The sequence below is a fragment of the Ensifer sp. R-19 genome, from assembly GCF_049905105.1.
Classification (GTDB): domain Bacteria; phylum Pseudomonadota; class Alphaproteobacteria; order Rhizobiales; family Rhizobiaceae; genus Ensifer.
Genome location: NZ_CP184570.1, coordinates 1144610 through 1168629 on the forward strand (window position 1 = coordinate 1144610; position 24020 = coordinate 1168629).

General features: G+C 59.1%; 25 protein-coding genes and 1 pseudogene. 17 read left to right on the forward strand and 9 right to left on the reverse strand.

Annotation, left to right across the window (positions count from 1 at the left end):
* Positions 1–404 precede the first annotated feature (404 nt).
* Positions 405–596, forward strand: a complete 192-nt coding sequence (locus tag ACN9MO_RS24565) for a DUF6494 family protein (protein WP_057255154.1) — start codon at positions 405–407, stop codon at positions 594–596.
* A 277-nt stretch (positions 597–873) separates the two neighbouring features.
* The gene (locus ACN9MO_RS24570) at positions 874–1677 is read left to right on the forward strand and encodes a L,D-transpeptidase (protein ID WP_113133392.1); all 804 of its coding nucleotides are present in this window, start codon (positions 874–876) and stop codon (positions 1675–1677) included.
* A gap of 263 nt (positions 1678–1940) precedes the next feature.
* Here ACN9MO_RS24570 and ACN9MO_RS24575 read toward each other — a convergent pair whose 3' ends face one another.
* Complete coding sequence (locus ACN9MO_RS24575) at positions 1941–2858, reverse strand: LysR substrate-binding domain-containing protein (protein WP_057255152.1); 918 nt, start codon at positions 2856–2858, stop codon at positions 1941–1943.
* 102 nt (positions 2859–2960) lie between these two features.
* Between ACN9MO_RS24575 and ACN9MO_RS24580 the strand changes: the two genes are divergently transcribed.
* From ACN9MO_RS24580 to ACN9MO_RS24600, 5 genes are read left to right on the forward strand one after another with little or no spacing between them, the layout of a single operon-like run.
* Positions 2961–4355, forward strand: coding sequence for a M20 family metallopeptidase (locus tag ACN9MO_RS24580; protein ID WP_113133391.1), 1395 nt, complete (start codon positions 2961–2963; stop codon positions 4353–4355).
* A gap of 34 nt (positions 4356–4389) precedes the next feature.
* Positions 4390–5220 (forward strand): transporter substrate-binding domain-containing protein, encoded by an 831-nt coding sequence (locus ACN9MO_RS24585; RefSeq protein ID WP_113133390.1) that lies wholly within the window; start codon positions 4390–4392, stop codon positions 5218–5220.
* Between the two features lie 6 nt (positions 5221–5226).
* Positions 5227–5397: a hypothetical protein gene (locus ACN9MO_RS24590; protein ID WP_162733703.1), complete on the forward strand. Its 171-nt coding sequence runs from the start codon at positions 5227–5229 to the stop codon at positions 5395–5397.
* The gene (locus tag ACN9MO_RS24595) at positions 5398–5937 is read left to right on the forward strand and encodes an ABC transporter permease subunit (RefSeq protein ID WP_425988208.1); all 540 of its coding nucleotides are present in this window, start codon (positions 5398–5400) and stop codon (positions 5935–5937) included.
* A gap of 2 nt (positions 5938–5939) precedes the next feature.
* A complete protein-coding gene (locus tag ACN9MO_RS24600) occupies positions 5940–6680 on the forward strand; it encodes an ABC transporter permease (RefSeq protein WP_057255149.1) in 741 nt (246 codons plus the stop codon).
* Between the two features lie 75 nt (positions 6681–6755).
* Here ACN9MO_RS24600 and ACN9MO_RS24605 read toward each other — a convergent pair whose 3' ends face one another.
* Positions 6756–6881: a hypothetical protein gene (locus ACN9MO_RS24605; protein ID WP_425988137.1), complete on the reverse strand. Its 126-nt coding sequence runs from the start codon at positions 6879–6881 to the stop codon at positions 6756–6758.
* A gap of 300 nt (positions 6882–7181) precedes the next feature.
* Between ACN9MO_RS24605 and ACN9MO_RS24610 the strand changes: the two genes are divergently transcribed.
* Together ACN9MO_RS24610 and ACN9MO_RS24615 are read left to right on the forward strand one after the other, a co-directional pair.
* Entirely contained in the window at positions 7182–8714 is a 1533-nt protein-coding gene (locus ACN9MO_RS24610) for an FAD-dependent oxidoreductase (RefSeq protein ID WP_113133388.1), read from the forward strand.
* Positions 8715–8959: 245 nt separating this feature from the next.
* Complete coding sequence (locus ACN9MO_RS24615) at positions 8960–9805, forward strand: SHOCT domain-containing protein (RefSeq protein WP_112994292.1); 846 nt, start codon at positions 8960–8962, stop codon at positions 9803–9805.
* Positions 9806–9888: 83 nt separating this feature from the next.
* Here ACN9MO_RS24615 and ACN9MO_RS24620 read toward each other — a convergent pair whose 3' ends face one another.
* Positions 9889–10965: a septal ring lytic transglycosylase RlpA family protein gene (locus ACN9MO_RS24620; RefSeq protein WP_113133410.1), complete on the reverse strand. Its 1077-nt coding sequence runs from the start codon at positions 10963–10965 to the stop codon at positions 9889–9891.
* A 449-nt stretch (positions 10966–11414) separates the two neighbouring features.
* Here ACN9MO_RS24620 and ACN9MO_RS24625 point away from each other — a divergent pair.
* The 7 genes and pseudogenes from ACN9MO_RS24625 (at position 11415) to ACN9MO_RS24655 (ending at position 18696) form a co-directional block, all read left to right on the forward strand.
* A pseudogene (locus tag ACN9MO_RS24625) lies at positions 11415–12582 on the forward strand (IS110 family transposase).
* A 545-nt stretch (positions 12583–13127) separates the two neighbouring features.
* Positions 13128–14513 carry an adenylate/guanylate cyclase domain-containing protein gene (locus ACN9MO_RS24630; protein WP_082616213.1) on the forward strand — a complete coding sequence of 462 codons (1386 nt, stop codon included), beginning with the start codon at positions 13128–13130 and terminating at the stop codon, positions 14511–14513.
* A gap of 710 nt (positions 14514–15223) precedes the next feature.
* Positions 15224–15844: a hypothetical protein gene (locus tag ACN9MO_RS24635; protein WP_082616211.1), complete on the forward strand. Its 621-nt coding sequence runs from the start codon at positions 15224–15226 to the stop codon at positions 15842–15844.
* 199 nt (positions 15845–16043) lie between these two features.
* On the forward strand, positions 16044–16340 hold the full coding sequence (locus ACN9MO_RS24640) for a hypothetical protein (RefSeq protein ID WP_156414747.1): 297 nt from the start codon (positions 16044–16046) through the stop codon (positions 16338–16340).
* Between the two features lie 52 nt (positions 16341–16392).
* Positions 16393–16869, forward strand: coding sequence for a hypothetical protein (locus ACN9MO_RS24645; protein ID WP_057255143.1), 477 nt, complete (start codon positions 16393–16395; stop codon positions 16867–16869).
* Positions 16870–17449: 580 nt separating this feature from the next.
* Positions 17450–17935, forward strand: a complete 486-nt coding sequence (locus ACN9MO_RS24650) for an adenosine-specific kinase (protein WP_057255142.1) — start codon at positions 17450–17452, stop codon at positions 17933–17935.
* 563 nt (positions 17936–18498) lie between these two features.
* The gene (locus ACN9MO_RS24655; protein ID WP_057255141.1) at positions 18499–18696 is read left to right on the forward strand and encodes a hypothetical protein; all 198 of its coding nucleotides are present in this window, start codon (positions 18499–18501) and stop codon (positions 18694–18696) included.
* 406 nt (positions 18697–19102) lie between these two features.
* Here ACN9MO_RS24655 and ACN9MO_RS24660 read toward each other — a convergent pair whose 3' ends face one another.
* Positions 19103–19336, reverse strand: coding sequence for an antibiotic biosynthesis monooxygenase (locus ACN9MO_RS24660; RefSeq protein ID WP_082616209.1), 234 nt, complete (start codon positions 19334–19336; stop codon positions 19103–19105).
* A 298-nt stretch (positions 19337–19634) separates the two neighbouring features.
* Between ACN9MO_RS24660 and ACN9MO_RS24665 the strand changes: the two genes are divergently transcribed.
* Entirely contained in the window at positions 19635–19820 is a 186-nt protein-coding gene (locus ACN9MO_RS24665) for a hypothetical protein (protein ID WP_057255140.1), read from the forward strand.
* Between the two features lie 41 nt (positions 19821–19861).
* Here the strand turns inward: ACN9MO_RS24665 and ACN9MO_RS24670 are convergent, their stop codons facing one another.
* The 5 genes from ACN9MO_RS24670 to ACN9MO_RS24690 all read right to left on the reverse strand — a co-directional run bounded on the left by ACN9MO_RS24670 (position 19862) and on the right by ACN9MO_RS24690 (position 23810).
* Positions 19862–20107: a DUF982 domain-containing protein gene (locus tag ACN9MO_RS24670; RefSeq protein ID WP_113133387.1), complete on the reverse strand. Its 246-nt coding sequence runs from the start codon at positions 20105–20107 to the stop codon at positions 19862–19864.
* 73 nt (positions 20108–20180) lie between these two features.
* A complete protein-coding gene (locus ACN9MO_RS24675; protein ID WP_200964213.1) occupies positions 20181–20345 on the reverse strand; it encodes a hypothetical protein in 165 nt (54 codons plus the stop codon).
* Between the two features lie 1380 nt (positions 20346–21725).
* On the reverse strand, positions 21726–22664 hold the full coding sequence (locus ACN9MO_RS24680) for a DUF3618 domain-containing protein (protein WP_057255138.1): 939 nt from the start codon (positions 22662–22664) through the stop codon (positions 21726–21728).
* Positions 22661–23080, reverse strand: a complete 420-nt coding sequence (locus ACN9MO_RS24685) for a phage holin family protein (protein WP_057255137.1) — start codon at positions 23078–23080, stop codon at positions 22661–22663. The genes ACN9MO_RS24680 and ACN9MO_RS24685 overlap by 4 nt, the downstream gene beginning before the upstream one ends.
* Positions 23073–23810, reverse strand: a complete 738-nt coding sequence (locus ACN9MO_RS24690) for a nutrient deprivation-induced protein (protein ID WP_156414746.1) — start codon at positions 23808–23810, stop codon at positions 23073–23075. Before ACN9MO_RS24690 ends, ACN9MO_RS24685 begins: the two co-directional genes overlap by 8 nt.
* Positions 23811–24020: the final 210 nt, after the last annotated feature.

The window sequence follows — 24020 nt, forward strand, 5'->3', positions numbered from 1 at the left end:
CGTCGTCAAAGCCCTCAGCGGCGTCTCTGGCTACGTCCCGACAGGCGTGCCGGACGAAACCTACAAGGTTGCTCGCAAAATAGCCGCTACGAACCGATCGTCGCCCTTCCGGGTGTGGAGCCGGACACCATCCCCCACCAAACTTCCGAGCAAGTCGAATTGCTCCTCCGAGCGCAACGCGAAACTCAAGTTCAGCACGAAACATTATGCGATTTTCGAGCTCCCCCCCCCCGCGCATAACGTGGATCGGTTTCACGCCTCCTCCCAGAGTCGGTTAAGTTCAAAGGGCCTCGGCGCCTCTTCTTCGGTCGCAGTCTGTTTGTAGCACACCGCGCCTCACCGTCCTGCTTCCTTGACCACTCCCCTTCCCTTACAATCCCTTCTGAACACAGTGGAGTTCTGCCATGAGCGAAGACGCCTTTAACATGTCGATCCGCAAGTTCCTGAAGGAAGTCGGCATCACCTCGCAGCGCAAGATCGAGGAGACGGTGCGCGAAGGGCAAACCGGCGGCCAAAAGCTGAAGGTCCGCATGACGCTGACGGCGGAAGGCACCGACCTCGACCACGTGGTGACCGGCGAGATCGAACTTCCATAGGAAGCATCGAGCTTCCTACGTGAAACGTCGCATCCCCTCGTACGAATTCGGGGCCGTCAGAAACACGCCATTCAAAATTATCACTACATTGGAATTGCCAGTGATATCTCGCCTATCGCTGGCAACCAGAGCCATATTTAGTTCGAGCTTGAATTACCCTGCACTTGCAAATGGCAAGCAGCCGGGCGGCCGGTTTCACGCCTTCTTAACCATGAATTGTGAAAATGTGCCCATCCGGTGGGTATGATGCCGACCGTTCGTTTGGGGTGAAAAGTGCATGCGTAAGCCGCAAGATCAGAAGCTATCCTCTGACGCTCCCATACCGGAGTCCGGGTACATCGTCTCCCGCCGCGCCGTACTTTCGGGCCTCGGTGTCATGACCCTGCTTGGCGCTTCCGGCTGCTCGCAGACGCTGGAACTCCCTTCGCTGGGACCAATCGAGCCGTCTGGTGGTATGCCGCCTGTGGGCGTTGACCACATGCCGACCGGGTCCATCCGCCCGATCCCACCGATCAGCGTTGACAGCAACATCACCGACAATAGCACGATGTATGCCTCGCTGGTCGACAATGGTTTCGTGATCCCGGCAATCCCATTCCAGAAGGTCAGGCCGGAATTCCGGCGTCAGATTGTTATCGATCCGACCGGCGAGGCGCCGGGTACGATCGTGGTGCGGCTCAACGAGCGGCATCTCTATTGGGTGCAGGAAGGCGGCGAAGCGATCCGTTACGGCGTCGGCATCGGCAAGGCCGGCTTCGAATGGAACGGCCGCGCGGAGATCCAGTACACAAAGGAGTGGCCCACCTGGACGCCGCCCAGAGAGATGATCGCGCGCAAGCCGGAACTGGTGAAATGGACGGGCGGTCAGCCAGGCGGGCTCGACAACCCGCTCGGCGCCCGCGCGCACTATATCTACAAGGACGGCCACGACACTGGCTATCGCGTGCACGGCTCACCGGAATGGTGGACCATTGGCACTCAAGCATCTTCCGGTTGCGTGCGCATGATCAATCAGGACGTCATCGACCTCTACAACCGGGTCAAGGCTTCGCCGACCAAAGTCCCGATTGTGGTGGCGTGAAAGCCTTCCGCGCTGAGTGCGTAGGGGATCGAAGGATCACGACAGTCCCTTCCCGTCGATAAATTATGCGATCTTCTTAGCCCAGAACGTGAACAACCTCGCAGCAAGCCGTGCACGGGGATCGAGGAGAACGGCTCCCTTTGACCCGTTGCTGTCATCCGCCACAAGCGCGGTGAATGGCGCGTTCTGCCCAATGCCATGCGTCTCTTGCTCGAACGGGGTCGGCGAAAACAGTACTCGGACTGAAAGCCGTGCGGGACCGGTTACCCCAGTTTCGCCGTCGCAATACCTTGATCCAAGAGCCAGCTTCTTAGGATCGCAACCTCTGGTCGCGCAAGATTAGCGTCGGGTGTCATGATGACATAGGGCTGCCTAATCGGCAGCGATATCCCGAAGGCATCGACCAGCCGCCCGGTGCAAAGCTCGGTCTCGACCAGGAAATCTGGAACCAGAGCGAAGCCGGCGCCCGACAGACAGGCATCGATCGCAAGGTGCACCAGATTGAACGACAAGGTTGACCGCAGTTCGAGATGCCCAAACCCAGTTGCAGCAAACCATGCTTCCCACCCTTCATCGTGCCAGCCCGGTTCGGCATAATCCACCTTGATCAGGGGCCGGGACAACAAGTCAGCAGGTGTCGACGCAGGCGGGAGGGTGGCCGCCAAGTCGGGCGAACCGACGACAACCAGGCTGCCATTGATCAGCGTATCCTGTCGGACGCCCGGAATCGTTCCACGGCCATGATAGATTGCAAGATCCGGATCCGGCTCCCTGGCGCTCCATCGGTGCGGCAGAGCCATGACAGCCACGGAGATGTCGGGATGAGCCTTGCGAAACTTGCCAATGCGGGGTGCAAGCCACTTCGTTGCGAGTGAAAACTGGCAACGAACGGTGACGGTGCTGAGCCCACCGGGCACTCGCGCCGCAGCGCCGACGGCGGTGAGTTGATCGAAGATCGCACCGAGGCGCGTTGCAAAGACCCGGCCGGTCTCCGTCAACCCCACGCCATTGGCGCGCCGTTCAAACAGCGGTCCACCGACCCACTCTTCGAGCTGTTTCATGTGATGACTGACTGCGCCCGGGGTCACGCTCAGCTCACCAGCCGCCCTGGCGAAGCTCAGGTGGCGCGCCGCAGCTTCGAAAGCGCGCAGTGCGGGCAGCGGTGGCAAATGACGGGCCATGTCGAGACTCAATCCAGCTAAGGGTAACCGAGAGAACTTTTGGTTTGCTTGCATATTCGTCCCTGTGACATCGTGCTGTCAACGCAATGAATGAGCAGGATTATGTCTAGGGATCAATCTATAGCCACCGCCGTCGCCTATCTGGCCAACGGGCGCTTTCTGGCCGATCTGACACGCCGGGTCGCAATCGCGACGGAAAGCCAGAATCCCGCACGGCGCCCGGAATGCGTGCGTTATTTAAACGAGTTCAGGCAGGATCTCGCAAGCCTCGGCTTTACTGGCGACATTCTGGACAACCCGGATCCCATAGGCGGCCCGCTGCTGATCGCGCGGCGCGACGAAGCCGGACATCTGCCAACACTGCTCGTTTACGGACATGCGGACGTGGTGGCTGGCATGGAAGGCGCATGGTCGAGTGGCCGTGATCCCTGGGAAGTGAGTGTCGAGGGCGACCGCCTCTACGGTCGCGGTACCGCCGACAACAAGGGCCAGCACACAATCGTGATGCTGGCTCTGGAAGCGGTTCTGGCGACGCGCGGATCCCTCGGCTTTAACGTCGTGGTGCTTATCGAAACATCTGAGGAGACCGGTTCGGCCGGACTTCACCAGATTTGTTCGGAACATCGTTCGAAGCTCAAGGCCGATTGGCTGATCTCATCGGACGGACCTCGCCTGGCCCGCGATCGCGCGACACTTGATGGTGGCACCCGTGGAACCGTTGATTTCGATCTGATCTGCGATCTCAGGGCTGGCGCACATCATTCCGGCAATTGGGGCGGTCTGCTTGCCAACCCGGCCGTGATCCTCGCCAACGCCATCTCCAGCCTGGTGTCGGCGACCGGTCAAATCAATGTTCGAGGAATTCTTCCGACTGAAGTTCCTCAAGGCGTCATGGCCGCGCTCGGTCGAATAGAGCTTCAAGCCGAGAGCGGCGGCCCGGAGCTTGACGGCTGGTGGGGCGAGCCGGGATTGACGCCATCGCAACGCGTCTTCGGCTGGACGGCGCTCGAAGTTTTGGCGATGACGGCAGGCACGCCGGCTTTACCGATCAATGCCATTCCGCCCCGCGCATCTGCACGACTGCAGATCCGTTACACCGTCGATACCGATCCGGCGGGCTTCATGCAGACAATTCGCGTCTACCTCGACGAAAACGGCTTTGGCAATGTCGCCGTCGTCCCAACGGCAACGAAACTGGAATGGGGCGCCACACGCCTCGATCCCGAGCATCCCTTGATGCGCTGGGCGGCCGCGTCCGTTCAAAGGACGACGACGGTGGAGCCGACAATTCTGCCGAATGCCGGAGGCTCTCTACCGAACGATTGCTTCGCAGATCTGTTAGGAATTCCAACGGTCTGGGTGCCGCACTCCTATTCGGGATGCTGTCAGCATGCGCCGGACGAACATCTGCTGACGCCACTTGTCGCAGAGGGTCTTGCAATCATGGCAGGCCTGTTCTGGGACCTCGGCACGGACGACCGACCCGAACGCTTTTGAGCCTACCAACACAAATACAAAGAGGGGGACAATCATGAATGCAAAATGGACGGAACTGGTCGCAACATTGACGCTTGCAGCATTATGCGCGACACCAGTCTTGGCTGAGGACTTACCTGAAGTGCGCATCGGAACGGATGGCGGCTATCTTCCCTGGACCTCGATGACGCCTGCGGGAGAGCTGACCGGTTTCGATATTGAACTGGCAAGGCTCGTGTGTCAGCGAATGCAGCGCAGCTGCCGCTTCACCGCCCAACCCTGGGAAGGACAGATTCCCGCTCTTGAGCAGGGCAAATATGACATCCTCGTCGGTGGGATATCGATCACCCCAGAGCGGCAGAAACGCCTTGCCTTCACGCAGAGCTACGGCAACCTGCCGATCAATTTTGCGGCCGCCAAGAATTCCGGCCTGAACGGGAAAAGCTCCTGGGCAGAGCTCAAGAATGCGCTGGTAGGCAAGACGGTCGGCGTCCAATCCGGCACGCAAAGTCAAAAGTTCATGGACAATGAACTGAAGGGCGAAGTCAACGTCCGCCTCTACGACAATCAGGACAGCCTCAATCTCGACCTATTGGCTGGAAGGATTGACGCCGCGCTTGCGGGGCGTTCCCCGTGGATAGCTCTCACGGGTTCGTCACAAGGCGAAACGATCGAGATCCTGTCGCCCAATCTTGATTTCGAGCAGTTCGACTATCTCGGCGTCGGTGTCGGCGGACTGATGCGCAAGGATACCGAGGAGCTTCGCAAAGCATGGGACGTGGCCCTTTGCCAACTGAAGAAAGACGGCGAAATCACACGGATTTCGCAGCAATGGTTTGGTTTCGATATCTCGACCAAGGCCGACCCGAAAATCTGCGGGGAATGATTTTTGATGGCTGCGGACGCGTCCATTCTTCAAATGCTGGCCTGGGGCGATCAGGGCTGGTCCAGGCCGCTCCTATTCGGGCTCGGCGTCACCGTAACCTGCGCGAGCCTCGGCTACGTTCTCGGTGTCGCCCTTGGGTTTGCGATTGCACTGGCGAAGCTCGGAAGCAATCGCTGAATCGCGGGCGCAGCCAATCTCTATACGACGGTGATGCGAGGAGTGCCGCCCTTGCTCGTCATATTCCTTCTCTTTTTCGGAACCAACGGGGCGCTGATGTGGGTCGCGCGCGGTTTCGGTTACACCGGCTACATCGAAATAGACGCGTTTTCGGTCGGCGTGATGGCCGTCACGCTCGTCTCGGCATCCTATAGCTCCGAAGTGTTCCGCGGCGCGCACGGCACAATTCCAGCCGGGCAGTTCGAGGCTTTCGCCGCGCTCGGCCTTCGTCCGTTTCTGGGACTCTATTTGGTCATCATGCCGCAAATGTTCCGGCAGGCCCTGCCGGGCCTGGGCAATGTCTGGATCATGGCCATCAAGGAAACGACACTGCTTTCCGTGATCTCTGTGGCCGAGCTTATGCGGGTCGTCGGCCTCGCCGGGCGCACGACCGGACAACCCTTCGTCTTTTACGGCGCCGCGGCTGTCATCTATTTCGTGCTTGTCGCGGTATCCTCGCGGGTGTTCGTCGCCGTCGAGAACAGAATGCGCTGGGGCTGATCATGGATTTCGAAACGACACTACACGTTGCTAGCGAGCTGGCTGGCGCAATCTGGGTCACATTGGCACTGGCGGCAGCAACCCTCCCACTTGGTTTCGTCCTGGCGGGTATTGCCACTTGGGCGCGTGCTTCGCGTCATGGGTCTCTTCGGGCTATCGCATCAGCCTATGTTCTAGCGTTCCGCTCCACGCCGCTGCTGGTTCAGATCTTCGTCCTTTACTATGGCCTCAGCCAGTTCGCATGGCTGCGCGAAAGTCCAGCCTGGATCCTGTTGAGGGAGCCTTTCGCCTGTGCGGTGATCGCCATGAGCCTTTGCTCGGGCGCATATACGGCCGAGGTGATGCGCGGCGGTCTGGCCGCCGTGCCCAAAGGCGCGATCGAGGCAGCCCGCGCGCTGGGACTGTCGTCAATCAAGGTCTTTTTTCTCGTCACCGCTCCGATAGCTGTGAGACGCGCTTTGGCGGCCTACAGCAACGAGATCGTCGTGACGCTCAAGGCGACGTCGCTTGCCAGCACCATCACGGTGATGGAACTGACCGGTGTAGCAAAGGATCTGATGAGCGAGACCTTCGCTGTCATCCAGGTATTCTGCATGGTAGCCGCCATATATTTGGTCATCAATTCGGCACTGATCCTCGGGTTGCGTTTGTTGGAAATCTACCTTGCTCCACAACACGAGCGGCCGCTTAGGCATCAGCGCCGGAGAAATCGAAAGGCTGAAGTAAGATCAGCGGATGCATGAGTTAAAGCCGAGCGAAGTCAAAACTTGACGCTCTCGAACGGATTCGAACCATCGGTCGCATAGTTTGCCGCAGCCTCAGACCGCAACTCCGGCATTACGATAACCATTAAGCCAAAGAGCCGCGTCCTCTTTCAAGCTGCAGATCTCGGCGGTAATGCGGGCGTATAAGGCGGCATCGAAGTCGTCGGGCAGTTCGCTCACCGCCCTACTTGCCTCACTGATCCTTTCCAGCTGCGCAAGACACGCCGCCTCGTTCAGCTGCGAGCGGGGCCAACTCCGCCGGCTTGAAGTCGAAAATGGTTCGGAAAATCGCGATTGGCACAGCGCCGGTGCCCGGGTTGCTCCTATGGGGCATATTGCGAAAATTGCGCGCAACTGCAGGTCAAATTCGCTTGCCTGGGAGCCAGAATGGCGGACAATTCCAGACGAGTTGCCTGTTGGGTAGACAAGCCCAGCGTCGCAGTGGGCGACACCGGCAGCTGCCCTTCGACGGAGGAGAAGATGGCCGGTAACCATTCAGACCCGAGCGGACCCGACCTCGCCTTCGGCATTGCGCTCGCCGATCTCCCCGATGGCGGAAAGTTGGTCGGTCATCGCGATGGCGAGCCGGTGCTTCTGGTGCGCCGCGGATCCGAGATCTTCGCGATAGCCGCCAGCTGCTCGCACTACGGTGGGCCGCTGGTCGACGGCCTCGTCGCCTACGACACCGTTCGCTGCCCTTGGCATCACGCCTGCTTTGATCTGCGCACCGGAGAGGCCCTGCGTGCTCCAGCGTTATCGCCGCTCGCCTGCTGGTCGGTTGAACAGCACGGCGACAAAATAATCGTCGGCGAGAAGCGCAAGAAGCAGTCGCCGGTCTCACGCGAAGGCGATGCCGGAGCGGCTCCAGAAAAGATCGTCATCGTCGGTGGCGGCGCCGCCGGCTTTGCTGCCGCCGAAAGACTGCGGCGCGAACAATTTCAGGGCGCCATCGTCATGATCAGCGATGACGAGGCGCTGCCCGTCGACCGCCCTAACCTGTCGAAGGACTATCTTGCCGGAAAGGCGCCGGAGGACTGGATCCCGCTGCGCAAGGAGGGCTTCTATGCCAAGAACGGCATCGACTTGCGCCTCGGAACCAGGGTTGCCGGCATAGATGTCCGCGCCAGCGAAATCTTGCTCGCCGATGGGGCGCGGGTCGCCTTCGACAGACTGTTGCTGGCGATGGGCGCCGAACCGGTTCGCCTGACCATACCCGGCGCCGACCAGCCTCATGTCCACACGCTGCGCTCGCTTGCCGACAGTCGGAAGATCATCGCGCAAGCCGGCACCGCACGCAGCGCCGTCGTCCTGGGCGCCAGCTTCATCGGCCTCGAAGTTGCCGCCGCCCTTCGAGGCCGCGGTGTCAAAGTGCATGTGGTGGCGCCCGAGGAACGGCCGATGGAACGGATACTGGGGCCGCAGATCGGCAATTTCATCCGCGCCCTGCATGAGGAGAATGGCGTCATCTTCCACCTTGGGGATACCGCGGCGAGCATCGGCGCAACGGAGATCCAGCTGAGCAGCGGCGGCATCTTGGCCGCAGACATGGTCGTTGCCGGCATCGGCGTGCGGCCGCGGGTCGGTGTCGCCGAAGCGGCCGGGCTCGCCACCGATCGGGGCGTCCTGGTCGATGCCTATCTTGAGACCAGCGTGCCGGGCATATATGCGGCGGGCGATATTGCCCGGTGGCCCGATCCCCATAGCGGCGAGAACATCAGAGTGGAGCACTGGGTGGTGGCGCAGCGGCAAGGCGCTGCGGCCGCACTCAACATGCTCGGACGCCAGAAGAAGTTCACGGATGTGCCGTTCTTTTGGAGCCAGCATTACAACGTTCCGATCAACTATGTCGGCCATGCCGAGGGATGGGACGAGATCGAGGTCGAGGGCGACATTCCCGCCAAGGACTGCCTCCTGCGCTTCAAGCGCGGCGGACGTGTGCTGGCGGTCGCCACGATCTTCCGCGACACCGAGAGCCTCGAGGCAGAACTGGCGATGGAGCGGGGCGAGGCCTAGGAGTGACGAATTACTATCTGGTCGATAGGGCGATAGCGAGTTTGACGAAGCACATTCGCAACACGCTATGAGAAGCTCTTCGCCCACTTCAAATCGAGAAACGCCTAGACTGCATTGAAAGGCAGGGCAACGCGCGGGTATTATCGGCGTACTGGATTTCACCACGACGGCTAAAATCGGATTTGCAGACCTTCAAACGGAACAGACAGGCGACCTCAGCGGAGAGGAGTAAGGAAGCGATCGCGATGAGACAACTCAGTGAAGAGGGCCGACGAACCCTGGGAGGGATTGCAGAGCGGTACGGGGTCAGCCTCGGCGCGGTGGAGCACCTTCTGATGGCGATTATCGCCGGGCAGGCGACACAGGCCCAGTTCAACCATCCCGATCTAGGTGGAATGGGGCAATGGTCGGAGGGCGGGATGATCATGGTCGGCGACATGTTCAACAATGCGCTGAAGGCGAACGTGGCCGGAGTTTGTTCCGAGCTTTCTGCCTTGGTGCGCGGCATGGATTTACCGGGCCCGCAGACGCCGTCCCAGTCCCAATATCAAGGTCAGGGCGGCGGCGTCAGCCTGTTCGTGCCTGGCGCGCTGTCTGCTGGGAACTGGTGGCCCGAGGAGTTAGGGCATCCTGCCTCGACCGGGGCGCAGAATGACCTGCGCTATGCCTTTTTCCCGACAACCCGACGGCTAGCGATCGATATCGGCGGCCGGGTTATGGTCTATGACACGAAGGACCATCGCATTGGCGGGTTCTCGCAACAGCAAAGCGGCGACCAGTCGCTGAGCTTTACCTCCCAGTATGGGCTGGTGAAAATTTCGGAACTGGATGTGATACGGCAGGGCGGCAAGGAACCGGCAGACACGCCGACTACCGAAGCATCCGCCGCCACGGCTGCGCCGTCGATATTCGCATCGTCCGCGTCGGAATCCGCCGAGCCACAACAGGGGGCACATCCAGCGCCGGAGGCGGTTCGGTCGGATGAGGACATCTTCGACAAGATCGAACGCCTCGCGGCACTTCATGCGAAAGGCATTCTCACGGATCAGGAATTCGAGGCCACGAAGTCGGAGTTGCTCAGCCGACTATAGTATCCGATGAACGGGGCTTGCCACGGAGGTCAATGGAGGGATTTTCATCGAGCCGCGCCGGGCGATGACGACCGTCAACGACGCTAGGTAAGACCTAATGTTGTGCCCCGCCAGCGGCAGCCGCTTTGGCAAGAGCGGCGTCGCCTTATGAAGATTACCCCGGCAAGACGCTTGGTGCCGCTGCCGGCCGCCAGAGGGGGAACTTGAACTCCACACATGTCGCGCAGACCGTCATCGCCGTCCTCGTCCAAGCAATATTTGACACCAAGCGTCGCCAGGAAGCGCATTTCGTGAGTCTGTGGTGCGATCTTGGCGCTTCGTGACACCGATGGTGTGTATTCGGACAGCCAATCAGGCAACATCCCGAGTTGGTTGGATGTGTGTGACGCGATCTGGTAGGAGGCGCCCGGCGTTTTTCCGGCAAGGTTCGTCCGCGTTGGAGAGAAAGACTGACTGTCGCTTCGCAACTGGTCGCCAATCGACTGATTCGAGGCCACCATCACGCCGGTTGCGATTTGAGGCTCCGAATTGACGGCTGGGAAACGGTCACTCTTCTTGATGTAGGAGGCTAGGAGGTAGGGCATGTCGTCCCCACCCAAGCGGGCGCGCCCCACATACTGCACCCGAACGGATGCCGTGCCACGGTGCTTCAGGTCCAGCATGTCTGCTGCTTTGCTGGAAACGTCGATGATGCGACCCTTTCGATAAGGACCGCGATCGTTGACGCGCAGGATGAGCGAAGAACCGTTTTCAAGATTGGTCACCCGCACATAGCTGGGCAAGGGAAGGGTCGGATGTGCGGCGGACAGGTGTTTCGGGTCATAATCTTCGCCGTTTGCGGTCCGCCTCCCCCGAAAAGCTGAGCCGTACCAGGAAGCCACCCCCTTCCTGTCGTAGTTCGGGTCCTCCTTCGGAAAATAGCTCTTGCCTTTCACTACATAGGGCTTGCCAACCACATAGCGGCCACCGCCCTTGGCGACATTCTTGCGGTGGGCGACCCACGGGTTAGCCTTCGCTCCGTATACCTTTTCGGAGATGTATGCTTTGCTGCGGTTCGTGTTGGGCGCTTGCGTGGTCGTACAGGTAGCACAGCAGGCGCAGATCACCGTAATCGCCAACCATCGCACACCTTTCGCAGGCGTATTTACCTCAATGACCATCTGTCCAACGCTGGCGACGGACTTCCATGCTGCGGCAAGCCTCGACATAAGCGCTCATGTCGGCCACGCGCCAGCAGTCTGTGCACTGGGTCCAGAAACAGACGGAATAGCAGCTGTGGCACTCGTCGATGCATCACTGCACTTGGGGTCTCGCCATTAATTCGCTCCTCCCGTGAAAGTAACTGTTAAATCAGATCTGATGCCAAAAAGTTCCACGGGGACACACACACACACACACACACACACACGACGTTGTTGGAGTCGCCTCGGCCTCGCTACGCTTGAGGCCTCTTTGGGGGGAGGAAACGGCTGCCCACTTGCCTATCATCCAGTTGAAACCTGCACGCCCCACGACCGACGATTCCCTCGCCTTGAGATCCCATCAGGGGTGGATAGCGGCCTGCACCGTGGCAGAGTGAGGTCGCTAGAAAACTCTCTGGAGGCCAACCATGCCGATGACAGCAGATCAAACTCAAGCACGGGCCGCTACCCACATCGATCTTGGCGCAATTTTCGTCTCGTTGGAATTGCGCAAATCCACATGGCTCGTGACGGCGCTTTCGCCGGGGAGCGAAAAGATGTCTCGTTTTGCTGTTGCTGGAGGCGACATCACCGGCTTGTTCTCATGTTTTGCCTCCCTGCGCCAGAAAGTCCAGCGGCGCAAGGACAGGCTCTACCCGCTGGTCGTGATCCAAGAAGCCGGGCTTGATGGCTTCTGGCTGGGGCGAGTGCTCAGCAAGGAAACCTGGATCGAGAGCCATATTGTGGAAGCCGCATCCATTGCCATGCCGCGCCGTCATCGCCGCGCAAAGACGGACCGCATCGATGGCGAAACCTTGATACGCGCCTTGATGGCCTGGAAACGCGGCGAGCCGCGTGCTTGTTCAATGGTCAAGTTGCTTACGCCCGGATGAGGAAGACATCCGCAGGCTTGGACGGGAGCGAAAAACCCTGATTGCGGAGCGTGTTTTCCACGTCAATCGCATAAAGGGGCTGCTGTTTACGCAAGGAATACGAGAGTACGAGCCATTGCGTCGCGATCGCCGTCAGCGACTGGAGGAAGCTCGTACTGGCGATGGCCGGATGCTATCAAAGCACCTGAAAGCCGAAATCTGCCGAGAACTCGATCGCCTTGAATTGCTACTTATACCGATCAAGGCTGTGGAAGCAGACCGGGATGCTTTGATCGCTCGCGAGACAGCCGAGACACCGCCAAGAGCCGCCGCGCTCTTAGGAATCCGGGGAATAGGTCCTGAGTTCGCGACGATCCTCTACTCGGAAGGTCTGTTCAGACACTTCGACAATCGGCGCCAAGTCGCTGCCTACGCGGGACTAGCTCCCTCGCCTTGGCAAAGCGGCAACGTTAATCGTGAGCAAGGTGTCTCGAAGGCAGGAAATCCGCGTTTGCGAGCGACGATGGTCGAGCTTGCCTGGTTGTGGCTGCGTCACCAACCAAATTCGGCGCTCGCTCTCTGGTTCAAGGAGCGCATTGCCCGCAACAGCGGCCGTCTCAAACAGCCGATGATCGTGGCTTTGGCTCGCAAGTTGCTGGTTGCACTTTGGAAATACGTGAGCTCTGGCGTCGTCATCGAGGGCGCGATCATGAAAAGCGCTTAAGCCATCAAACCAGCCAATAGACCTAAATTCCAATCCTCAGGGCTTGATCAGCCCTGACGGATCCAGGTGGACGGACCGGGATTCCGTTTGGCTTTACCCGCCGACCTTGAGATTGGTCCCGTTCTCCTGAGCCCGTTCCCGTCGAAAGCGGGTTAGTGGTGCAGCCGTAACAAGCGGCGACCGGATGTGAGATTGTACAGGTCCGGGGACGGGCCGGTAAATGCTATGGGCTCAGACCGTGGATCCGCTTACGAAGGAACAATTCGATGCCACGTGAATGAACCATTGACAAAAATCCTGATGTGAACGGAATCGAACCGATGGCGTTTTGTCGCGTCGCTTAAGCCACTTCCGCTATTGAACAATGCAAGAGGCGCTGCCTTTGTGCAGGGCACTTCCCTCTTGCGATACTTTCGCGATCAGCGCCAATCGTTAAGCCGACACCTCCGAGACCACCGATGGACTTTGCGGCCTCCCGGCCCCGTACAGGATTCGATCGCCTGCTCCCTTGGTGTTAGAATTGGGACCAACCCGCGGAGTCGAAGATGACGACCAGAGTAACCGCCCTGCCTGATCAGACGGACTTCGACGTGACCGCCAGCGAGACCTTGCTGGAGGCGGCCTTGAGATCGGGCGTGCCGTTCGCGCATGCATGCGGCGGGCGGGCGAAATGCTCGACCTGCCGTGTCTGGATCCTCTCTGGCTTGGAGGCCTGCCCAAATCGGAATGCCGCTGAGGCTTCGATGGCGGACCGATTGAGTTTGACGGACGAAGTTCGGTTGGCTTGCCAGCTTAAACCTCAAGGCGACCTTCGTATCCGGCGACTGGTGTTGGACGAAACCGACCTGATGATCACCAACCAACTTGGCGCAACAGCCGCGACACGTTCTGGGGAAGCGAAGCACGTCGCGGTGTTCTTCAGCGACATTGTCGATTTCACGGCGCTGTCGGAGAAGCTCTCTGCCTACGACGTGATGTATCTACTCAATCGCTACTTCGCCCAGGTCGGCGACATCATCGAGAAGAATGGCGGGTTCATCGACAGTTTCATTGGTGACGGGCTCATGGCCATATTCGGCATTGATGGTCAACCTGACGCACCGCTCCGTGCCGTCAATGCAGCCCTCCAGACTCTCGGCACCGTGGATCGATTGAAGCCGTTCTTTGCCTCGATGTATGGCATCGACTTCGAGATCCGCATCGGCCTCAACTACGGCGAGGCTGTCATCGGGACATTGGGTTTTTCCGGACATGGACGACTGACCGCCGTTGGTGACGTTGTGAATGTGGCGAGCCGGATCGAGGCCGCCAACAAGGATGCCGGTACGCGGCTGCTGATATCCGAACCGCTCCGTAACGCACTTGCCGATAAAGTTGAAATCGCTGACTTTGTCAGGGTGCGCCTTCGCGGTACGAGCGAGCGCACGACGCTATTCGAAGTCGATAGGCTAAGGCCCGAAATCGACGCCGAACTCAACGCCAAGCCCTCCCGCGAAACCATCCGACATGGCGGCAGAAGGTGGGTTTGCGCTCTTGCTGAACAAGACCTTCAGCTCCACGAAAGACGGATCCTCGACTTCGAGGACTACGACATCGTCATCGTTCGCGAAGCGGATGGCTATTGTGCCTTCAACAACGCCTGCCCACATCTTCACCTGCCTTTATACGAGCGTCGCAGTCCAGCCCAGACAAAAGGGCTGCAACTCCCACACACCGAAAGTGCGATTACCAGCGATCTTGGCCTGGTTTGCCGATGGCATCACAGCTGTTTTGATCTGCTCACAGGCGAAATCAGGCAGTGGGCGCAGTTGCAGCAGGATGGCACCGCGCCTGGCTATGAATACGCGGGCGACATTTCGAAAAACCGCGCCAAGCTGGTTGTTTACCCGTGCCGCGTACAGGACGGCTCTGTCTGGATCGGCTTGGACTGACCGCCCTAGCTTTGCCGGAGACCGGGTGGGTGAAGCTCCGACCATGGCTGGCTCGATCGGCCTGCAGTAAGACTGCTCCGCGCCTTCGGCTGTCGGGATGTAGCCTATGGCCTCGTCAGCGGACCCGCGCTGTAAGCGCTATCTGCCATACGACGGGCCCGCTGTCGTTTGTCGGCCTGGCTCTGCTTGCGGGCGGCCCGGCCGTCATCGGGATCTGGACCGGACGCCTCGCCTACTCGCTGCAGTGGACTCGCGCTTGCCGTCGGAGCCGGCGCGATCGCACCAGGTCGTCGTGGAGGTGTGCGGCCTGATCGGGCGCTCGAACAGACAAGGCATCAAGGCAGTCCTTACGCCGCCTCCTTCGCTGGTTTGGCATCCGGTGCTGCCTTTGTGTAAACCACTGGAATACTCGTCAAAATCTGAAGCACGAGCCGCATTGCGAGCTTCCTGATCCTGGTGGCGATCGCCAGGATCAGCCGCCATCAAGCCCGAAGCAGCAAAGGCGGCTAGCCGCACCTTCAATCTACAAATTGCTGAATTAGCGCGGCATCATACTTGACAATGGAACTCACCATTTCATAGAACGGGCTCGCTCCGAGACCGGGTCCCGATCGCGTTTCGGAGCAGCAAATCACAACAGTCCGAAGCATCGGACGTGCCCTGTTTCGGGGTGCGAATGCATTTGCGCGTTTTCTTGGGGGAGTTGGGAAATGGGTGTTCTGGATCTTTCTTTGTCGTCAGCGCCGCAGCTGGCCTCATACATCCGTACAACGCTACGGCTAGTCCATTTCTCGGGATTGGTTCTCGGGCTCGGCGGCGCGGTGTTTCTTGATCTGATGTTGTCACGCTACCGTCGGATGATCGTCAGCTCGGAACTCGTCGAACACGTCGAATGGATCAGCCGGTTTATCGCGGCCGGACTCTTGCTGCTCTGGGCCTCGGGCCTGGGATTTCTCCTTCTCTATCAAGTGACCGAACCCGAGAAGCTGCTCAACCCGAAGATCTGGGCCAAGGTGACGATCGTCAGCATCCTCACTGTCAACGGCTTCGCTATCCATCGCTTCGTGATACCGTTCATCCGCCGCCAAATCGGCTCCACGCTCCTCTCGGAAATCAGACCCGCCACGAAGACCGCTCTGATAGGATGCGGCGTAATTTCGATTGTCTCCTGGAGCGTGCCGGTCATCCTCGGCGCCGCGCCGCAACTGAATTTTGTGGTGCCGTGCGAGATCATACTCGGAGGCTACGCGCTGCTCTTAGTCCAGGGTTTTATTATCGCCACTCTCGTCATGCGCGACCGGCGCGACAGGTGTGCCAGCATCACCGCCTGAAACCGCGAGAGCCAGGGGTTTCCTCGATATCCAAAGAGATGTGGTCAATCGCCAGATACAGCGCCGGTTACTCGAGGCGACTGTTGAGCCTTCGGGCAAAATCATGTCGTCGCTGCAGAGCCTGTGCGTCATATTCATGTTGCTACCTATCGGATTGTGGAGGACACTGGCTTTCAGGCGTCGCCTGAAGGCGGAAACGATGGATTTCGAGAAGATCGGACGGACACGCCTTATGGTGCGGCTGCCGAGGCATCGGCAACAGCTTGCGAAGCTAAGGCTCCTTTCGCTGAGTACCCTGTTAGAGGCTTGTGGCATCGCGGTGATCACCCGGGATGAACTCCAAGGACACACGATCTCAGGCGAATCTCTGATCGCCCAATACGAAAGCAACTGTCAGGCGATCGAAGACAAAGTGGTGAGATTGCTCACCAATATCAGTGCCCGCTTTGTTAATTGGGTGCCCGCCTCTTCGCCTGTGACTTTCTCGGCGATCTGACACTGCTTCCCTTCGCACTGTTTGCTTCACCCTCGAACGCTAGAGGCAGACGATGGAGCAACAGCACTATTTCCACGTCGTCGTTTGGACCGCTCAGAGTGGTGACGAACCGATTTTTCTGTTCGGGGACCTGAGTGAAAAGCAGCTCAAAAGGCAATTTCTCAATCCCTATCACACCGGCGGGAACATCTTTGCGCAGCAGAAAGTTCTGAAAGCCACGGAGCTCACGGCGGTCAGGATCATCGAAACGCCGAATGTGAAGGACGAAGCTCTCAAGGCGGTGCAAGAACGCAGTTTGTGGCGGATAGAGGAGTTTAGGCGACAGCGAAAGTGGGCATCCATGACGTCAGCCGGCTATGGATGGGACGATGACGACATTGCCTATGCCGGCAAAGACGTCACCACCAGCTATGTCAACGGTAAGCCTGGTTCCCCTAGCCTACTGAGCCAAATCACTCACAATCATTGGGTCCGAGTCGTGAGCGCCGGGCTGGTCCTTCTCTTACTGCTTGCGTGGCTTAACGTTTGAGGACCCAACCATCGGGTTACTGGACCTTTGGCTTGCGGACGGATGCAGTGCCGCGAATGCCGTCCACGAGCAGAGGCTCAGTCATGCTACGACGAGCGCGCCGGCGAAATCCGGAAGGGTTAGCGCTTCTCTGGCGCGATACAGAACGGCCATCGTACTGGCGCGGCCCTACTGGCGTTGTCGCAGCTCACGTTGTGAGCAATGCGATCTGAGATTGAAAAAGGGCCCAGAACGCCACGAGGATGATCTGGAGCCTTCCGTCTGAGCGTTCGAATTCACAGACGCGCCATCTATCGCTGGAAATTCACTGATTTCAAGTAAGCGGCCAACAGACCCCGTCTGGCGGGGAGGGAGCCGTCGGATATTCCCGATATCGGATACCGAATTCACCCATAAAACGACGATCCCCAGCATTTGAAAACTGACCTCACGCTTGGTCTTCGGCTCCCTTGTGTTGGTCGATCCGCGAAGAAGTGAAGGTGACAGCGCTGGGGGGCCAAAGCGGTCGCATATGGCGGCTTGAAATCGCCTTCCGTGGTCCTACCTACCATTGCGTTGCCCACCTTGAAGGAGCGCAGCCATGGAACTCACCGTGGTGCCCATCGTCAAGCCGGACGCCGCCAACTTCATCTTTGGCCAGTCGCATTTCATCAAGACTGTGGAAGACCTCCACGAGGCGCTGGTGGGCGCGGTTCCTGGCATCCGCTTCGGGCTGGCCTTCTGCGAGGCCTCCGGTAAGCGGCTGGTGCGCTGGTCGGGTAATGAAGAAGCCATGCTCACCCTCGCACGTGACAACGCATTGGCCATTGGCGCCGGCCACACTTTCCTGATCTTTCTGGGCGATGGATTCTTTCCCGTCAACGTGCTGGCTGCGGTGCGCGCGGTGCCAGAGGTCTGCCGCATCTATTGCGCGACGGCCAACCCGACGCAGGTGATAGTCGCTGAAACGGAGCTGGGCCGCGGCGTGCTCGGCGTGGTGGATGGCGCCTCACCGCTGGGTGTCGAAACCGACGCGGACATTACGTGGCGGAAAGACCTGCTGCGAAAGATCGGCTACAAGCTTTAGTGTCTGGATTAGGAGACGTCAGGGTGCCCTTACGGACAATACCGTCAAGCCCATGATCCAGGCAGGGACTCGTTCGTGCGACGCCAACGTTATGGTGCATGCGGTCGGCCGCACGCCATCTCCCTGGGGGCCTGGCGGCACTCTCATTGTTCGAGGATGGATTTGCAGCACAGTACGAGTCCATACTCGGAGAGACGTTTCTTGCGACCCGAAGGTTCGTCGGTTGTCGTCGATTGATGGCCCGACTTTCGAGCATCCGCCACCCCTACCCCTTGCGCGAATGCTGGAACCAGATTTCCCCTAAAATATATCGCATGGGCGAGCGGCGTTCGCTTCCGCGGGGCCCCTATATAGAAGCTTGATTGGGGGAGTTCCGGAACAACCCCACAATCGCACCCGCAATCTCCGCCTTTAATGAGACGCGGCTCTTCTGGCCGGGGGACGGCTTTCGTCGGCCTTGAAGGTGAGCTATATTACGCATCGCTTATATACAAGGGAGTGCGGTGAGATGTGCCAACCTTTCAGCGCTCTATTGCCAGCTACTTGCCTGGAGGGGGATAGAGATGGAAGACGATCGGACCACAATAACCGCGGAGTTTCAGGGTTTCGAAATCAGTATTGTCTCACGGGAGCCGCTTCTTGGGACACTTGAACTGACCTCATTCACGGGCGCGAACATCGAAGTCCCTTTGGATTACTACAGCGCAGAAGCCCTTGTTTCGGCGCTCGTACAATTTCTGGCGCAAGGCAGCAATGACTGACAGACCTTTCGCCGACTGCATCAGGCGCTCTTTCTCTCTGACGAGTACCGGCGAACCGGTAAGCTCATCAAGCCCAAAGGTTCGCATCTAACTATTTGGTCCCAGGCCGAAGTTGGGTGCCCTGCCCGAGTACCGGATCGACAATATCTAGACCTCGGTGGTGTGCGCGCGCCGTTGAAGCCGTAAAGCAGCGGCGCGGGCCGCCTCTCGAACGTTCCGCTTTTTTTATCCAGAACGGAAGCATCCGAGTCGCTCTCAGCGTAGGGTAAGGGGATAATACCGGAGCCGACCCCAAGCGGGGGCAAAGCTTCTTCAGCCGCTCGATTTTAAGAGATTCAGGTGTGTTTGTTTCCAAAGATTTCGAAGTGATGAATTTCGACGGTCTCAACGAGGTCCGCCTCGTCCTCTAGTAGAATCGGCACTGCCATTCATGTCCAGCAGCCTTCTTAATTGACTCAACATCTTTCCAAATCGAGATCATCCAGAATTCCCGATCCCGTGGGTCGATCGGCTTGCCGGGATAAAATGCGATGAGACCTTCCTGCTGGCGGAGCCACGGTATCGAAATTCCCTCAACCTTGTTCTTCCAATCCGCCAGCCTGCCTGGCAGAACGCGAACACGGAAAATTCGTACAATCATTGAAGTACCCCCGCACCAGAATGCGTCCACACACCTCTAAGGGAGACCACCATTTTATCACTCGACCTCTTTCCCTCCCATCACCGCGCGGGGCACTTCATTTGTTCAGTGGTGATGAGGTGACAGCAGTCGGAAGGCCCTGCAAAGCACTTGGGATGCGTGTTGAAGGAGAATTCCGCATCAACTGCTCATTTGGGCCCCTTGACACGAAATTCGCGCTGTATCCGCACTCTTGCAACTCGGCTTGCGCACGAGGCTCCGCCGGCGCAACTCGCCTTGTACGGATGATGGAGGCAGCATGAGCGAGGTAGACCTCCTTCGCGAAGAAATTGCCGAGCTCGAAGCCCAGATCCTCCGCATCAAGAACAGCATGAACAAAGCCGATAACGGCGTGAAGCTGCAGAAGCTCGCGGTGATCACCCGCCTTCGTGACCGGTTTAATCGGTCTCTGGCAACCCTCGAAAAGCGCGGGGCGGCAGCATAATCGCGAGCAAGTTCCCCGGTCCCGGCGAAAGCCGCATGAAGTCAATGCAGCTTTGTGACCCTAGCCTCGGCAATGGCCGCCGCGAACGCATCTCGCGCTTGCTCCCACGGGTAGGTGCCAAGCATGGCGTCCGTGCATTTGTTCAGGGCGGCCAAATAGGCGACGCCATAGTCGACAGGCCAACTCTCGCTAAGCAGCATAGCTGCCCTGGCGGGAGTCCACACTATTTGAACTCCGTCGAGTTCCGGAAGCTGGATGATCACGCATTCGTTCCAAGTTTCGATCATCGGCGCCTCCGTTTCCTTACTGAATTAACCGCGGGATGCAACCTTCGTTCCGTCAGGGTTGTGCTGGCTGGATTCACGCTTTCAGCTTCGGTGGCTTGTCATTCTCATCCGGGTTCGGATTGGGAACCTCGTCCGGAAGGACGTCGGGCTCTGGTTCCTCGATGGGCGGCTGCGGCACGTCCGACGGCATGCCTGGAAATTCGGGATCGGGGGGCCTCGGGATCGGTTCAGTCGGCATCGTTTTCGACTCCTGTTTAGGAGGTCAACCGATACCGGACTGTGTTTGTTCCAAGATTCGATCGAGGTGGCCGCATGATTAAGCTCCGTCTCCCACCCGTCGACAGGCTGGGAACAGAGAGGCCGCAAGCGCAACCTCTGATGTCGTCATGAGGCGCCGCCGCGTCATCGAAGGGCGTCGTCACCCCGCTACTCCGTATTAAACAGAAGCTCATGAAGGCCTGCCACGGCTTGGAAGTCGAGATGGTCAAGTGAGCAACGCCGAACTGTTTCGCAAGATGCCGAGGCCGGCGCGCCGGCGGAAGAGATCGCGCTTGCGTGTCGATGCCGGCATGGACGAGATCTCTGCGGGTTGGACGGCACTCCAAGTTCAAGAACAACACGCGCGACAGGCCCTCAACATTGCGAACGATGAGCAGAAGAGTACCGACTGGGTAAGCGCGACCACCCAGGGACCGCGGTCTAGGGGTGGTCGCGACACGTAAAAGCTCTACTGAGCAGGCGTCGTAGTTGAAGGTTGCGTCGTAGACGGCTGCGCAGTCGACGGTGTCGTTGTTGACGGCTCCGTAGTGGACGGTGTGGTCGTCGACGGTTGGGTGGTTGACGGCTCAGCGGTCGACGGTGCTGTTGTAGATGGCGTGGTCGTCGACGGTTGAGATGTCGTCGGCTCAGTCGTGGTCGCAGGCGGTGTTGCGGTCTCCGGGGTCGTTTCCTTCTTTGGCATTAGAAGGACGACGAGGATGATGACCACCACGGCAAGAATTATTCCAAGGACGGTATTTCGGCTCATGCTTGGCTCCTCTTGGATGCATCCGACTCGCGAATTGTATCACGGCAACCAAAACCGGAGATGAACAGGTAAACTGGGCGAGGGCGAAGTCCGCGTCGCAAGCGATCGCTTCGGCCTTTTTGTTGGGCGTTTAATCTTCCGAAAGTTGCTCTGCCGTCGCTGCGACCTCGGAATTACCGAACGTGCCCTCGACATACTTGAAAACAAGTATGCTCATGATCGAGGCGACAATTGCAATCACGACTATACGCATGCGGCTGTTCCGGTGGTCGTTGCGATCTACGACGGGCAGCAACGACACGGGAAATAGGGTTTATTCTCTAATGCTCATCGAACGGTATGAGAACGCCATGGCTACGAAAATGGTATCCTGGCCCGTTTGGATCTGAGGAATATTTGGGCCGCCTGTGCACTCCGGCGACGGTTGCCCCAGGAGTGTGAGCAGTACGAGTTGAGCGTTGCCGGTTCGAATGTCGGCGCTTCTTCGCTTCCATGGTCGCTTCGGTCATGTCTCCTGACCACGGCGGCCGCTTGCAGCAGCACCTATCTCGTCATCATCGAAATGGGCCGGCCGGATGACCCGGTCGGGCGTCATCCATTAGGCGTCTCGCCTGGTGTCGTTCTGCGGGTCTCGTCCAAGGCTCCTTTGGCACCTTCGATCGCTCCTTCTGCGGCGGCATCGGCCGTAGCCGCGAGATGGTCGCGCACGCGGTCCGAGGCCGCGCCGGCGGTAACATCCTCCAGCGCCGTTGCAGGCAGCGCTGCTCCAATGGCTGCACCGATCGCAAACGCAAGCGCGCCGCCAACGAGAGGCTGGTCGCGAAAGTTCTTGAGGATGGCAGCGTTCAGCTGTGCTCCTTGAGTCTGAGCAATCTGGCGGACGCCGCGAGCACTGTCCGCCGCCGATCGGCCGGCTTCTGCAATCGTATCGGAAATGCCGCTTGCTGCGCTCTTCATCTCTCGCCAGGTAGCCGACCCCCAGCCGGAGGCTTCGTCGAACAACCTTCCCGTTTCATCACGGATGTCCTCGATCGGTGATCCGGATGCGTCGGTGAAGCCGCGATAGACGGCGCCACTCGGATCCACGAAATGACCGGCCCTGTGGCCGGCCGCATCGGTTCGGGCGCGAAAGCGACTGCCTCCCTGATCTTCGAAATGGCTGTATCGTTCGCCAAAACTTGCCTCGACCGGCCCAACACGCCGAAGACTGCCGTTCACGAAAGCGAGTGGATAGTTGTCTACACCGTTATCGGGGGCCGAAGCTTGAGGTGCACGGGACGCAGGATCCGCCAGCAGCCACGCAAGGCCGATGCCCGTCAGGGCTACCGGAATGGGGTTCGACTTCATCGCGCCGCCGAGATTCTTGAGAAATTCTGCTCCTCCGCTCCTCCTCGCATAGGCAAGAAACTCATCCATCAGTTCGCCAGGCGACATCCGTTCCTGGATAGCGTGAAGCTTTTCTTCGATCCTTTGGCGATCGGCTTCGATCTCGCGCTGCAACTGAGCAGACGAATGCGTGTCCACGGTCATCGTACTGTCTCCTTCGCCACTTCGAGGTCACGGTGGAGGGACGCCGTCGTTTTGTCGAAGCGCACGCTGCGGTTTCCGAGCCCGGCGAGGCTACGCGAGATCATCACCCATGCGAGAAGACCCACGACGAGACCGACGACGACCGCTGATAGGGCATCAGCGTTCGCCTCCTGCATTCCTTGCGCAATGAGGAAGGCGCCGAGCCCTTGCACGACCGCGCCCAAGAGTACACCAACGGCCGCTATTGCGAAGATAAGCCCAACGACAAACGTCTCGATGCTGCCGATAGCCCGATTTAGGTTCTCGCCTGCCTCGGCCTTCGCGAGATCGATTTCCTTTCGGAAAAGCCCGGATATGTCTGTCACCAATCCTGTCATGAGGTCGGATAAGGAGCGGTCATCACGAGGGTCAAGCATCGCGCAATTCCTTTTCAAAGTCCCAGTCGCCTTCCTTGCGGTGTGTCGCAGCGGAATTCGGTTGGGCAACATTCGGGGTGATGTGGGACCGTTCGGCCGAGGCAGACAGGAATCGGCTTGCCGCCAGTCCAGCAATTGCTGCGATTCCGAGAAAGGCGAGAGGCTGCTTTCTCCCGAAATCTTCTGCCATAGCCGCTATTTCGCCCAGTTCTCGGTTTTCACAATCGCGCGCCAGCCGTCCGATTGAATTCCCAATTTGCTGTGTGTAGCGCCCAAGCGCCGGTTGCTCCGACTGGCGAAGTTCGGATCCGACCTTTTCCACGGCGCTTGCTAAACCGCGCAGTTGGCGGGCCAGCGCGCTCTTTTCGTCATCCACGGCCCGCATTGCGGCTCTTTTCGCTTGATTGACTTGATCATCACCGGGTGAGCTTTCATCAGCCTGGCTTTCATCCAGCCACTCGGCAGAACGATTTCCAAGACCTTCCCGGTATCGACCGCGCTCCTCGGACGGTGAGAAACTTTGTTGTTGCTGGGGTCTGCGGTCCTTTGGGTCGTCGATCATTTGCGCCTCCTCTTGGTCAGGCGCGAGCCCGATCCATTGAGCTTCAAACCAGCGAATTTGATCCTTGTTCCTTTGATATCGGCGCAGTCCGGATTGCTCGACGAACCAGACTTCAAGGAGCTGTAAACCCTCGGTTCCTAGTGACTTGAACAGGCGCGATAGCTTCAATGTGGTACCCGCCTGCGGGAGCTTGGCGTGGAGCGAGGAGGGTCCGCCCGCACCTACCAACCGGGACGCTGCCCTACGTCTCGCGGTGGGCAGGAATTGCCAACGAGTGGCTACTTGACTCGTTGTTGCGTGAGGGCGCTACCGGGTGGCGCCAGTCTTTCTGCCTGCTTGGGTGTGACCGCTGCAGCCAAGGTAGGTTCGGGCGGCGGT

Bases quoted from the DNA above. Each gene is read 5' to 3' on its own strand.
- ACN9MO_RS24565 (WP_057255154.1), top strand. From the start codon at position 405: ATGAGCGAAGACGCCTTTAACATGTCGATCCGCAAGTTCCTGAAGGAA.
- ACN9MO_RS24570 (WP_113133392.1), top strand. From the start codon at position 874: ATGCGTAAGCCGCAAGATCAGAAGCTATCCTCTGACGCTCCCATACCG.
- ACN9MO_RS24575 (WP_057255152.1), bottom strand. From the start codon at position 2,858: ATGGCCCGTCATTTGCCACCGCTGCCCGCACTGCGCGCTTTCGAAGCT.
- ACN9MO_RS24580 (WP_113133391.1), top strand. From the start codon at position 2,961: ATGTCTAGGGATCAATCTATAGCCACCGCCGTCGCCTATCTGGCCAAC.
- ACN9MO_RS24585 (WP_113133390.1), top strand. From the start codon at position 4,390: ATGAATGCAAAATGGACGGAACTGGTCGCAACATTGACGCTTGCAGCA.
- ACN9MO_RS24590 (WP_162733703.1), top strand. From the start codon at position 5,227: ATGGCTGCGGACGCGTCCATTCTTCAAATGCTGGCCTGGGGCGATCAG.
- ACN9MO_RS24600 (WP_057255149.1), top strand. From the start codon at position 5,940: ATGGATTTCGAAACGACACTACACGTTGCTAGCGAGCTGGCTGGCGCA.
- ACN9MO_RS24610 (WP_113133388.1), top strand. From the start codon at position 7,182: ATGGCCGGTAACCATTCAGACCCGAGCGGACCCGACCTCGCCTTCGGC.
- ACN9MO_RS24615 (WP_112994292.1), top strand. From the start codon at position 8,960: ATGAGACAACTCAGTGAAGAGGGCCGACGAACCCTGGGAGGGATTGCA.
- ACN9MO_RS24620 (WP_113133410.1), bottom strand. From the start codon at position 10,965: ATGGTCATTGAGGTAAATACGCCTGCGAAAGGTGTGCGATGGTTGGCG.
- ACN9MO_RS24630 (WP_082616213.1), top strand. From the start codon at position 13,128: ATGACGACCAGAGTAACCGCCCTGCCTGATCAGACGGACTTCGACGTG.
- ACN9MO_RS24635 (WP_082616211.1), top strand. From the start codon at position 15,224: ATGGGTGTTCTGGATCTTTCTTTGTCGTCAGCGCCGCAGCTGGCCTCA.
- ACN9MO_RS24640 (WP_156414747.1), top strand. From the start codon at position 16,044: ATGGATTTCGAGAAGATCGGACGGACACGCCTTATGGTGCGGCTGCCG.
- ACN9MO_RS24645 (WP_057255143.1), top strand. From the start codon at position 16,393: ATGGAGCAACAGCACTATTTCCACGTCGTCGTTTGGACCGCTCAGAGT.
- ACN9MO_RS24650 (WP_057255142.1), top strand. From the start codon at position 17,450: ATGGAACTCACCGTGGTGCCCATCGTCAAGCCGGACGCCGCCAACTTC.
- ACN9MO_RS24655 (WP_057255141.1), top strand. From the start codon at position 18,499: ATGGAAGACGATCGGACCACAATAACCGCGGAGTTTCAGGGTTTCGAA.
- ACN9MO_RS24660 (WP_082616209.1), bottom strand. From the start codon at position 19,336: ATGATTGTACGAATTTTCCGTGTTCGCGTTCTGCCAGGCAGGCTGGCG.
- ACN9MO_RS24665 (WP_057255140.1), top strand. From the start codon at position 19,635: ATGAGCGAGGTAGACCTCCTTCGCGAAGAAATTGCCGAGCTCGAAGCC.
- ACN9MO_RS24670 (WP_113133387.1), bottom strand. From the start codon at position 20,107: ATGATCGAAACTTGGAACGAATGCGTGATCATCCAGCTTCCGGAACTC.
- ACN9MO_RS24675 (WP_200964213.1), bottom strand. From the start codon at position 20,345: ATGCCGACTGAACCGATCCCGAGGCCCCCCGATCCCGAATTTCCAGGC.
- ACN9MO_RS24680 (WP_057255138.1), bottom strand. From the start codon at position 22,664: ATGACCGTGGACACGCATTCGTCTGCTCAGTTGCAGCGCGAGATCGAA.
- ACN9MO_RS24685 (WP_057255137.1), bottom strand. From the start codon at position 23,080: ATGCTTGACCCTCGTGATGACCGCTCCTTATCCGACCTCATGACAGGA.